The following is a 12,035-nucleotide window of genomic DNA, read 5'->3' as shown; positions in this document are numbered from 1 at the left end:
AACAGCGCACAACACCAGTATAATTTGGCGTCGAAGGAGAAGAGAAAGTTAATCGACAATCAAGTCATATTCTTTACGCAAAATATCAATCACCTCTTGTTTAGGATTATCGCCTATCACAATCTCACTTCCGGTAATTTTTTCAGCAATACCAATATAAGTACTAGAGATCTTCATTAATACCTCTACAGGCAAACTATTATCTCGCGCTAAGGCTTCACGTTCATCCATGCGATTTTTATTTAACAAAATGTCGGGGTCGGGGAAATAATTTAACAGCGTTTGACGGAAGTCTTCTTTCGAATTTTCTACAACCTTTCCTTGGCGATATTCTGGGCCATCCCAGATCCGCGATGAATCTGGCGTCCCAACCTCATCCATATAGATCAACTTATCGTTTCCATCAGCATCCGTCACATAACCAAACTCAAACTTGGTATCAACAAACACTTGATCAACCTCGCTTAATGCTTGACTAATCAGCTGAAACCCTTGTTTTAATAAGTTTTCATAAACACTAATGTCATCGGCCGATTGAAACTTAAAGGCGCTAAAATTATCTGCAATATTTTGCCGTGTTACATTCACATCATCCGCTTCAGGCACCCCAGGGATCCCTTTAAGAATGCCTTTAGTCGAAGGGGTAATCAGCAATTCTGGCAACTTCTGATCGCGTTTTAAGCCTTCGGGTAATTTGATACCACAGAAGTTTCGTTCACCTTTTTCGTAGGCTCGCCACATTGACCCGGTAATGTATTGGCGACAGATCGCTTCGATCATCACTGGACGTGCTTTTTGCACTATCCAAACAAAGGGATGCGGAATATCCAAAATATGACTATCGGCCAATCCCTGTTGTTTAAATAACTTAAACCAATAATTAGAAATAGCGTTTAAAGCAGCCCCTTTGCCAGGTACGCCCTTGAGGCCCTCTTCGCCATGCCATATGCAGTCGAAAGCAGAAATGCGATCACTGATCACCATAATCGCTAATGGAGTGTCAGGCGCAACATCATAGCCCTTCTCTAAAATTAACCGTTTGCTATCGGCGTCAGTCAACCAATAAACCGAGCGAACTTTACCGCTGTGAACGGGGCTATCGGTGCGTATGGGAAGATCGTTATTCACTGCTAATACTTTATCAGCGAGGCTCATGGTAAACAGTCCTATTTAGAAAGTGAAAACGCGACGCTAACCGTAATTAGGATGAGCGTTTTACAGGGAACGATTATTTGCGCAAAGATTTTACCAGAAAGTGTGGCAACTACTAGAGCCTGTTAAACTTTGATCCGTGTTTTTGCGGCGAGCTGTTGTATATTTAGACAAGGCAGGCTCGTTGACGTGTGCCAACCAAAATAAATCACCAGCAACGCCGAATAAATCAGCACTAACTGGCTCGCCTCTCCTCCCCGACGAAGGATCTGTCAACATCAGTGAGCATTAAGCCAAAGCACAAAGTTTGACGTGAACACAACCAGCATCGCCCATTGGTTCATGGCTTCAGCAATAAATGATAAACACCAGTTCCGCCAGTCATTCGTCATAAATATGAGAATATCGACAAATCAATCCTCAGTAACAACACATTTAAATATTAAGACAAGCACAACAAAACTTTGTATTCTAATAGCCTGTATAAATGGAATTGTTACACGCTAAATGACTACTCACTTCCAGCTTTTTGCTTTAAATGAAGATGCCGACGAGCAACAAATTAAAACGCGATATAAGCAATTGGCGATGCGTTGCCACCCCGATAAAGGTGGTTCGGCGGCGCTAATGGTGATGATCCAAAATAGTTATCACAAATTGATCTTAGGTGAAGGGGCTCTGCAATTAAGCCTAGCGGTCAATCAACAAGATAAACAACTGATCCAGAGTTTAAAAAAAACGATTCATCAACAGCAGTTTGCGATTCAAAAGCTCAGTATTGCCATCGCTAAACGGCAACAAGAAAAAGAAAACAAGGCTTTAAAAAGAGTCACCATGCCACTATTAGTGGCATTATTAATTCTGATGAATGTTGCTTTGGCGTGGGCTTGGTACACCAGTCAAGCAGCTGATGTTCCCCAAACGCCCCCCTCCTTGGCAGATATCTCCCCAAGCAAGCAAGCAATGCCACCCCTCGCACAGACCGACAATGCCTTGGACAACTCTTACAAGCTATGGGAGCTGAAGCAGAAACTGCGCCTTAGCTCAGCCCGCCAACAATATTTACAAACAGATTTTGAACAGAGCAAACAGCTTATCAGCCAATTATTAACCGCCGACCAACTTGGTCGTTTAACTCAGGAACAACGCCAGTTTTTAACCCAGCATCAAATACAGTCAATGGCAAGCCTCTACGAGGGAACGATAAACATGGATAACGTACTACTAGAAGACCTATTTATAGTAGAAGATCCATTTATGGACATTGATATGCAGATAGATATCAACCACTAGGAATTACGATTTAACAGCGAACATAGCTCTTGTTTAGCTTGTTCATTTTGCTCTCTGATTGAAGCAATTTGTTTGATTAACTGCGATCTTAGTTCTGCATCAGGTAATCTATCACACAGCGATTGAAGTTGTTCGAGCGGAGATAGTAACTGATCAAACTCTCGATGGATCTGTTGCATAATTGGCTCTCTCTCAATAGACCTTAGAATAATAACTCTAAGAATTATTAAATTGAACAAACAAATACTCAAAACACTATTTAAATCTCATAATACCCATAAATACAATTTCTTAGTCAATGACATACTCGCATCCCAAGTTAGACCTCATCTCGGCACCAGACATTAGCTATGGCGTAAAACTCTCATTGTAAAACATATCAAATCACCTTTACTGCGAACTTGGGAAGCCCCCCTACTTATTAAGTATAAGATGAGCCGGCAGACTATTTACAATGCCTGAACAAAAATAGCCTTGCCAACATGACTCCTTTATCACTCATTTTATTCCAAATATCTCGGTGAACCTAGTTGATACAAGGATTTCATCGTTTTTTCACCGAGGAAAACATCCAAGTAATAACGGTGCGGTAGAAAACTCGTTTCTTATTCTTTCAAGGAAAAGTTACAATATGTGTGCTTAACTGATTAAACGATATGCATCGCGACAACCTCGCGTTGCCCCTGACCCAAAACATAAAGCTCAACAGGCACCAAATAAGCCAAGCCCCATTTAGGTGAAGTATGCGACTACCCTTATTCCCTTTAGCTCTTTTTATGCTGCCCGGCGGACGAAGTAAACTGCGGATTTTTGAACCTCGTTATCTCCGCTTAGTCGCCTTAGCAAGTGAAAATCAACAGGGATTTGTATTATGCCAACCAACTCACAACAACACCGATAATGACATCGGTGTACTCTGTCTTATCGAAGATTTTGAACAGTTAAAAGATGGGATGTTAGGCATTTCCATTCAGGCTATCGAACGTGTTTCTATCACCGATATCAGCCAAGCTGACGATAACCTTCTTAGTGGACTCATTCTAAAAATCCCCGAGTGGGAAGACAGCTCGGAGGCAATAAACAATCAACAAATGACAAGCAAACTCAAAGAAGTGCTTGAACGTCATCCAATCTACAAACAACATCCAGATTATCTCGACTATGAAGATCCACGCTGGGTGGTATTACGCTGGCTAGAACTATTACCATTTTCAACCACCGCAAAGAACCAAATTTTAAAAGAGAATAACTTTCCTACTCTGAGTAATTTAGTTTTACACTTACTTCCAGAAATTGACATCGACGAAGATTAGCTTAGTTTCAGTTCTACATCATCGACCTACAGTCACAAAAAAAGGTCATCACGCTCAAGAAATAGTCAATCGTGTCATTTTGATTATAATTTGCGAACTTTTACACAGCCTTAAATGGCAAATTGCTTTATTATAATTCAGTCATGGATGATGACAGGCGTGTTTGCGGAAGTCTGTTATCAGGGCAAAAGTCCTGATTTGCTTACACCCTATTACCCTTGGAATGATTAATATCTAGATGTTAGAAAGTAGACCGTCTGCGAAGTTTACTTTCCTAAAGGTGATTCATGAGATATAAAGCAAAAATTTGCGCAGCAATTACCCAAGCTCTACCATTACTCCAAAGTGCCACTGCCGATGAAGCCGTATTATGGAATATCGAGCAAGAACGCGACATTTTGTGTATGGAGTTTACATCAAGCTTGAGTTTTGAAAGCTTGGAGCTCGGATTTAAACAGGCAGCCGAACAGTTTGGTATTAACCACCAAATTAGTATCTTAAAACTGCGCGGCTAGTCCAAAGCACAGGGGAGTTCTTACTCCCCTTTGTCTATCGTTTTATTTGGTCGCCTTAGCCCGAAAGCTCACCTTGTACTCTCACTCATAAATTAAATTTCTCGGTGAATCAGCTGAATAACGTCGCGAATATCCACTAAAAATAAATAACTCTCCGACGGTTCGATTGATACCAATCTAACTCATTATCGGTTCATTCTTGCGGATCTAAATCAGCGCTAACTGGGTGATGTATCTTGTAATTAGAGCCACCAGTTACTACGTTGCATGCCTTGTTATCGACAGATTTATTCTGCGCAATAAATTAATCATATAAGTACTCAGATTGGTATTAACCTCATCGCTAATAAAAAAAGCAGCGTATACGCTGCTTTTTTAAACCAACAAAGTCTTATCGCAGCCAAGGCGGTAGGCAAACCCCTAAACCACCCAAACCACAATAGCCATTAGGGTTCTTGTGCAAATACTGCTGATGTTCTGACTCAGCATAATAAAATTTATCAAACTCAACAATTTCAGTACTAATTGCCTTCGCCAAGCCCTCGCTGTTCAATGCCAGCTGGTAGCTTCGTTGCGCTTGCTCCGCAAGTGCTGCCTGTTCGCGACTCAAAGTAAAAATCATCGAACGATATTGGCTGCCAACATCACCACCTTGGCGCATTCCCTGAGTGGGGTCATGCTGCTCAAAAAAACAAGTTAACAGCGCTTGATAAGTAATCACCGTTGGGTCATAAATGACTCGCACGGCTTCAGCATGCGCAGTTAACCCAGTACAGACTTCGTCATAGCTAGGATTAGGCGTGTAGCCCCCCGCGTAACCAACCGCTGTGGACACCACCCCCTGCTGTTGCCAAAACAAACGCTCGGCGCCCCAAAAACAACCCAAAGCAAAATAAGCTTCGCTCAAGCCATTAGAAACGCCAGCAAGGTAATCACTCCCGTTTACTGCATGAATGCCATCTAAGCAAATCGCCTCTTCTCGGCCTTTTAAGGCATCCGCTTGGCTAACTATTTGGTTCTTGCCCATCGACAGAATTCCTTCAAATCATTGAGAGTTGTAAGCTGACAAAAAGCATTACTCACCGGTTTTAGCCCAAGTATCCCGCAAACCCACGGTGCGATTAAACACTAAATGCTCGCGACTGGAATCAACATTATCAGCACAAAAATAACCTTGACGTTCAAATTGGTAGGCTTGTTCGGCAACCGCATCAATTAAACTCGGTTCTACAAAAGCCTTTTTAACGACCAAGGACTCAGGATTTAGTACTTTGGTGAAATCCTCTTCCGCAGCAGGATTTGGCACCGTGAATAAACGATCATAAAGACGGATCTCAGCCGGTTTAGCATGTTTTGCAGAAACCCAATGGATCACCCCTTTAGGCTTGCGTCCATCAGCCGGATTTTTACCTAACGTCGTGTCATCGTAACTACAATAAACCGTGGTCACTTTGCCGTCTGCGTCTTTGTCACAACGCTCTGCTTTGATCATATAAGCGTTACGTAAGCGAACTTCTTTACCCAAGACTAAACGTTTAAATTTCTTATTGGCTTCTTCGCGGAAATCTTCCGCTTCAATATATAGTTCTCGACTAAATGGAACGACTCGCTCTCCCCGATCTTCGCTTGGATGAATTGGTGCAAGCAAATTCTCAGTTTGATTTTCTGGGTAATTTTCAATCACCACTTTAATCGGATCCAATACTGCCATCGCTCGAGGTGCATTGGTATTGAGGTCTTCACGAATACAAGCTTCCAACATTGGCATCTCAACCATGTTTTCCATCTTAGTGACACCAATCCGTTTACAGAACTCGACAATAGAAGCTGAGGTATAACCACGGCGACGTAAGCCAGCAATAGTTAACATACGAGGGTCATTCCAACCATTTACATGATGGTCTGTCACCAAGGTATTTAGCTTGCGCTTAGACATCACGGTATATTCGAGATTTAAACGTGAAAATTCATACTGATGTGGAATGCTATCAATCGTAATATTCTCTAATACCCAATCGTATAAACGACGATTGTCTTGAAATTCTAAGGTACATAGCGAATGAGTGATGCCTTCGATAGCATCAGAAATACAATGCGTAAAATCGTACATCGGGTAGATGCACCATTTATCTGCCGTTTGATGGTGGTGAGCAAAACGAATTCGATAAATGATCGGATCTCGCATACACATGAACGATGAACTCATATCGATCTTGGCTCGCAATGAACACTCGCCTTCTTTAAATCCACCAGCGCGCATTTTTTCGAACAGACTTAAATTTTCTTCAACCGAAGTATCACGATATGGGCTGTTCTTCCCTGGCTTGTTCAAGGTGCCACGATATTCCCGAGCTTCATCTCCGTTTAAGAAACAAACATAAGCCAAGCCTTTTTCAATCAGCTCTAGCGCATAGCCATACAACTGGTCAAAGTAATTTGATGAATAACGAACCTCGCCATCCCAGTCGAATCCTAGCCACTTAACGTCTTGCTGGATCGAGTTAACGTAATCGATATCTTCTTTTTCTGGGTTCGTGTCGTCAAAACGTAGATTACACGCGCCATGGTAATCCTGAGCAATTCCAAAATTTAAACAGATCGACTTCGCATGGCCGATGTGTAAATAGCCATTTGGCTCTGGAGGAAAACGCGTATGAACGCTAGTGTGTTTTCCTGACTTAAGATCTTCATCAATAATATGACGAATGAAATTGCTAGGGCGATTTTCCGCCTCACTCATACCAGCCTACCTATAAAAACAGTTCATACAAAATAATTCCGTATAATCCCTGATTCTTTAACTTAGTACAAGCGACCATCAACTAAGCGTTGAAAAGATCATCGCAAAGCGCGAATAAAAGCGACGATTTACCGCTATGTGTCTGTTTTGAGTGTTTTGACTCCGCAGAGCCCCCTGCATAAACACATCCCTTATGATGTGCTCGACCACACATAGACAAAAAGCCCAACAAAGGGCTTTCAATCGATAGTAAGACCCGCTATCTCAATAGGCTTTATAAAAGCGGCCTCTTATTTAGCCAAAACTTCTCCTAGTTTTTGTTGCTCAGCCAAACATAAACGCATGAAATCAGCAGTTAGTTGTTGCTCTATTTCCATTGCCTTTTCGGTCGGACAAAACACTGTAAACTCTATTTTCATATAACCAAGTTCAGTGGTGCCAACTTCCAATTGCGGTTTCGGCCCAACGATTGCGCCCCCCATTTTTCGCTCGATAGACTGGTTGTAACGAGCTGCGACGTCTTCAAAGTCATTACAGTAGCTTTCAGCATTTTCAGCCAATTGAGCAACAAAACTAAAAGGGTTAATCATGGTATCTCGCACCAGCACAAAATGATGCACCGCATAACGCTTCATAAAGTTTAAGTTTTTGATTGTGCTGGTAATTAATTTATTATTGGGAATAAACAGGGTTTTACCTGTGTATTGATAAGTATTGATATTAATTTCCAATACTGTGGTTTTTATCCAATCCAATTGGGAAACCTCCCCTACAGTGTTATCAACTTGGATCCACTCCCCCGCCCGAAAGGGACGAGTTGACATCAGATAGAAAAAACCAATGATGCATTGAATAAACTCTTTGGTTGCTAGCACTATCGCAACTGCAAATGCCGCTAAAGAAAATGCAAATTTTTGCAATTCGCCAGCCCATAAATTGAATAGCAATAAGACTAATATGAAAATAAGAAAATTTTTAACGTTACTAATCAGGTCTCGATGGTCCTTACCATTATTTTTTTGCTGTTTATCTATCAATTTAACAGCAACAAATTTGACCAGGAAGGTAAAAAGAATCACCCCAACGGTTAGCACTAGTTTATTTTGGACAAATTGACTTAAATAGTTCATAACACAATACTGACTCATTCACGCAGTAAAAATTAATTCACAACTCTAGCATCTTATTTAAACTAGACACAATTGATTACAAGTTAACTTTGATTTATAGATGCTGCTAGATACAGGCAAAGGCCGTCCCGACGCGGCTACAAATTTTTCACAAGGATAGTCCGTGACCATTGACAGTTTAGCAAGCTTACTGAAGACACCTATATTCCACATTCAAGACAAAGCAATTAGTGCTGGTGACTTGCTCATCATTCCTTGTTTGTTATTCGTTGGGTATTTATCCCTTAGAACCATTGTAAAGCTACTCACAAATCGCATGACTCGGCAAAAAGTCGCCCCTGATTTAATTCATTTAGTCACGCGCATCACCTATGTACTCGGTATATTAGTCATGGGGATCACCACTCTAGATTTGATCAATGTCCCGATTACTGCTTTTGCCTTTCTCTCTGGTGCGGTTGCAATTGGCGTCGGTTTTGGTGCTCAGAATATCATCAATAACTTTATAAGCGGTTGGATATTAATGTGGGAGAGACCGATTAAAATTGGTGATTTTTTGGAAGTCGATAATGTAAAAGGGAATGTAGAGGCCATCAATACCCGCTCCACTCGGATCCGACGCACTGATGGCGTCCACTTGCTTATTCCGAATAGTAAATTACTTGAAAATACCGTGGTTAATTGGACTCTCATTGACAACAAAACTCGCACTTCAATTAGCATTGGCGTAGCCTATGGCTCTCCTTGCCGAAAAGTCGCTCAACTGATAGAACAAGCAGTAAAAGAACAAACTTCAGTGCTGACGACCCCCGCACCAACGGTGATATTTAATGATTTTGGTGACAATGCTTTAGCGTTTATCGTGTACTTCTGGATGGACGCCAACATGGAAGGGCAACTTAGACAGGTAAGCAGTGAAATCCGCTTTCGGATCGATGAACTATTTGCAGAACAAAATATTGTAATTGCTTTCCCACAGCGAGACATCCACATCGATGGCGAGCTAACATTAAATCGTAAAAAAAGTATCGATAATCATGTCATATAAAAGCGGAGTTACCTGATTAAAGCAGGTTCTTAAGCTTCTTTATGCAGGCATAGTAAATTGCAGTAAATGGACAATGCCAATTCCGAATTGAAATATAACATTGCCTCAACTGGCAATTCACTTTGATAGACGTCTGGATGATATCCTAAACATCTAATCAAAATTAGCGAACAAAGAATGATGAGTGCTCTCAAACCTACTAAGAAGAGCACCCATTTTATTCTATTCGTTTTATTCCCATCATTTATTATAAGGTGAAATGAGCCAATGCCTCTTTCATCGCAATACTTTGACCGCTTAACTCTTCGGCTGCTGCGGCTCCTTCAACCGAAGCTGCTGCATTTTGATCAACAACATCTCCAACCGATGCAATTGATTGGGTTACTTCATCAACCGCAAGTGCTTGTTCATTGCTGGCCGCAGCAATGCCCGCCACCAAATCAGTGGTCTCGTTAATACCGCTAAACACAGCGAGCAGTGCTTTCTCTGTTTTTTCTGCAATCACAACACCGTTGAGTGTTTTAGTTGATGACAACTGTATCAATTTAGCGGTTTCTGATGCCGCTTGGGTACTTCTCGAAGCTAACCCCCTCACTTCATCGGCAACAACTGCGAACCCTCGACCTTGCTCTCCTGCTCGTGCCGCTTCTATCGCTGCATTTAAAGCGAGTAGATTTGTTTGCTCTGCGATGCCATCAATAGTTTGAATAAACACGGCGATACTTTCACCCGCTTCCTTAATCTCACTCATCGCTTCAACCATCTCTTTCATATGATTCTGCCCATCAGATACCGCTTGCTGAGCCGTCTCAGCTAATTTTCGAGCATCATTGGCGCCATTTGCGTTTAAGCCTGTTTGTGTTGACAACTGCTCTAATGCTACAGAAATGGTTTGTAAGCTATCTTTTTGTATTGTAGCCCCCTGTGCAAGTGACTGGCTTACACTTGAGACCTCTGCACTGCCAGCTGCAATTTGATCTCCCGAGCTTTGGATCTCACTTAAGATATCATTTAAGTTCTGTACCATTTCTTGCAAAGCAAGGCCTAATACATCTTTATCAGACGCTAACACAATCTTAGAAGAGAGGTCCCCATCAGCTATTTTCTGAGCAAGAACTGCTTTATCTTGCAAACTTTTAACCATGATACGTACACCAGCATACAAGCTAGTATCGAGTTCATTATGACTGGGTAAATCAACCGCTAAATCCCCCTCGGCAACACGCCTAACAATATTTGTGACCAATAACGGATCACCGCCTAAACTATTCATTGTCGAACGAGTAATAAAGAAGGCAATAGCAATACCAAAGATTAAAGCAACAGCCACAATGCTCTCGATAATAACGACTGCACTATGATTACTTTCTTGCAATTGAGGACCAAGGATGTCTTGATCTTTCTTAATCGACAGTTTTAGATCTTCTGTCATTTTTGCAACCGCTGGACCAATTCGATTTAGTGTGCCATTAATAATTACATTACGATCAGCTATTGCCTGAACAACCTCATCAAAAACTTTTTCATATTCGCTGATACTTTTTTGTGCATCCTTAAGCAGTTCCATCTGTACTTGACCCTGCAAAGAATCAGCCAACTTATTGATTTCCATATCTATATCAGAAAACTCTTTATGTACTCGATCAACATCAGATTGCTCATTAGAAATCAAAAATTTTACAACATATAATCGAGCCAATAATAAACTGCGAGTCGCTAATGCAGTTTTATGTGCAACATGCATATCTTCTTCAGCTGCTGCTGACATTAGTATTTTAGTCAGTGTTTTTTCAATTGAAGGACCATTGCTATCTAAAACATTTTTGACCAGTGCATTTCTTTGTTCCTTAAGAACAACAACCTGTGAAAAACCTGCTTTATATTCATTAAGCAAACCATCAATATCCTTAATAACCCCAATACGTTTAGAGTCAGAAATAATTCCTTTTGCCTCATTCATATAGTTTTGAGTTTTCTGCCAATACGATTCAAACTCATCTTTATCTTTTTGGGCCGAGGTCGTAATAAAATCTTTCACATTCATTCGCACCATCAGCATATTAGCCTGAATACGGCTGACAGCATTAGTGGCTCTAGCCAAAGATCGGTAATCTTCAAATCCCGATGACGCATTTATTAGGGCAAAATAAGCACTGCTTCCCACGACACAGAGAAGAATAAGCACCACCGAAAAACCTAAATATAATTTTTTAGAAAATCCAAACACGATATAACTCCACTTTTATTGACATATAGAGTAATAAACTCTCATCCCTTTTAATAATCATTTGGTCATTAAATAAAAATTCACACCGTAATTAGCAATAAGTAGCATTTCCCCCAGCTGCACATGAATGGCAGGACAAAAGCATGAGTGCTTATTCATCGAACGGCACAACTCTATAGTCATCCGTTATTCAAAGATGCGCGGTTAACTCACTGATTTTGAGAGTAAAAAATGAGTAATGTTTAAGCGAAATTTGAGCGAAAATATTCACAATTTCACTCTGACATTAAGAGCGAGCAAACATACTCATACAAAATACAGTGGTTAATACCAGAGCGATGACACGAGTACATTTTTAAAAAATATAAACATATTGACTCCATTTAAAGCGGTGCGGATATAAAACCAATGCTTCACCTGTTTAATTATTGAACTATCCGTATTCAAATAATATTCAAGCGCTTGTCTTAGTAGGTGTAAAACCTAAAGCGTAGTTTGCATAATCAACTCTTGCCAAAAAAAATGTATCTTCATTGTCAAACGAATTAATAACTGGAAAAAATGACTGGATAAGCAAAACAATTGATATAAGTTCACTTATGACGAACGAGAAGAAG

General features: G+C 40.8%; 10 protein-coding genes and 1 pseudogene. 5 read left to right on the top strand and 6 right to left on the bottom strand.

Annotated elements, in window-relative coordinates; all coding sequences use genetic code 11:
* Window positions 1-48 precede the first annotated feature (48 nt).
* Window positions 49-1,155 carry a phosphoribosylaminoimidazolesuccinocarboxamide synthase gene (locus ACRRSY_RS10030; protein ID WP_432453353.1) on the bottom strand — a complete coding sequence of 369 codons (1,107 nt, stop codon included), beginning with the start codon at window positions 1,153-1,155 and terminating at the stop codon, window positions 49-51.
* Between the two features lie 504 nt (window positions 1,156-1,659).
* Between ACRRSY_RS10030 and ACRRSY_RS10025 the strand changes: the two genes are divergently transcribed.
* The gene (locus tag ACRRSY_RS10025) at window positions 1,660-2,445 is read left to right on the top strand and encodes a J domain-containing protein (RefSeq protein WP_432453354.1); all 786 of its coding nucleotides are present in this window, start codon (window positions 1,660-1,662) and stop codon (window positions 2,443-2,445) included.
* Here the strand turns inward: ACRRSY_RS10025 and ACRRSY_RS10020 are convergent.
* Window positions 2,442-2,624, bottom strand: a complete 183-nt coding sequence (locus tag ACRRSY_RS10020) for a hypothetical protein (protein WP_432453355.1) — start codon at window positions 2,622-2,624, stop codon at window positions 2,442-2,444. The two genes, ACRRSY_RS10025 and ACRRSY_RS10020, sit on opposite strands and share 4 nt — an antisense overlap.
* A 564-nt stretch (window positions 2,625-3,188) precedes the next feature.
* Between ACRRSY_RS10020 and ACRRSY_RS10015 the strand changes: the two genes are divergently transcribed.
* Entirely contained in the window at window positions 3,189-3,758 is a 570-nt protein-coding gene (locus tag ACRRSY_RS10015; RefSeq protein WP_432463086.1) for an LON peptidase substrate-binding domain-containing protein, read from the top strand.
* 287 nt (window positions 3,759-4,045) lie between these two features.
* Window positions 4,046-4,273 (top strand): hypothetical protein, encoded by a 228-nt coding sequence (locus tag ACRRSY_RS10010; protein ID WP_432453357.1) that lies wholly within the window; start codon window positions 4,046-4,048, stop codon window positions 4,271-4,273.
* Between the two features lie 391 nt (window positions 4,274-4,664).
* Here ACRRSY_RS10010 and msrA read toward each other — a convergent pair whose 3' ends face one another.
* The 3 genes from msrA to ACRRSY_RS09995 all read right to left on the bottom strand — a co-directional run bounded on the left by msrA (window position 4,665) and on the right by ACRRSY_RS09995 (window position 8,143).
* Complete coding sequence (gene msrA, locus ACRRSY_RS10005; protein ID WP_432463085.1) at window positions 4,665-5,300, bottom strand: peptide-methionine (S)-S-oxide reductase MsrA; 636 nt, start codon at window positions 5,298-5,300, stop codon at window positions 4,665-4,667.
* A gap of 48 nt (window positions 5,301-5,348) precedes the next feature.
* A complete protein-coding gene (glnS, locus tag ACRRSY_RS10000) occupies window positions 5,349-7,013 on the bottom strand; it encodes a glutamine--tRNA ligase (protein ID WP_432453359.1) in 1,665 nt (554 codons plus the stop codon).
* 290 nt (window positions 7,014-7,303) lie between these two features.
* Window positions 7,304-8,143 (bottom strand): mechanosensitive ion channel family protein, encoded by an 840-nt coding sequence (locus tag ACRRSY_RS09995; protein WP_432453360.1) that lies wholly within the window; start codon window positions 8,141-8,143, stop codon window positions 7,304-7,306.
* Window positions 8,144-8,306: 163 nt separating this feature from the next.
* On the opposite strand from ACRRSY_RS09995, the gene ACRRSY_RS09990 reads away from it, so the two are divergent.
* Together ACRRSY_RS09990 and ACRRSY_RS09985 are read left to right on the top strand one after the other, a co-directional pair.
* On the top strand, window positions 8,307-9,191 hold the full coding sequence (locus ACRRSY_RS09990; RefSeq protein WP_432459260.1) for a mechanosensitive ion channel family protein: 885 nt from the start codon (window positions 8,307-8,309) through the stop codon (window positions 9,189-9,191).
* Between the two features lie 25 nt (window positions 9,192-9,216).
* A pseudogene (locus tag ACRRSY_RS09985) lies at window positions 9,217-9,348 on the top strand (IS256 family transposase); the annotation flags it as partial.
* A gap of 90 nt (window positions 9,349-9,438) precedes the next feature.
* Here the strand turns inward: ACRRSY_RS09985 and ACRRSY_RS09980 are convergent.
* Window positions 9,439-11,418 carry a methyl-accepting chemotaxis protein gene (locus ACRRSY_RS09980; RefSeq protein WP_432463084.1) on the bottom strand — a complete coding sequence of 660 codons (1,980 nt, stop codon included), beginning with the start codon at window positions 11,416-11,418 and terminating at the stop codon, window positions 9,439-9,441.
* Window positions 11,419-12,035: the final 617 nt, after the last annotated feature.

The sequence above is a fragment of the Agarivorans sp. QJM3NY_33 genome (assembly GCF_050870865.2).
Classification (GTDB): Bacteria; Pseudomonadota; Gammaproteobacteria; order Enterobacterales; family Celerinatantimonadaceae; genus Agarivorans.
This window is presented reverse-complemented; position numbering and strand designations above follow the sequence as displayed.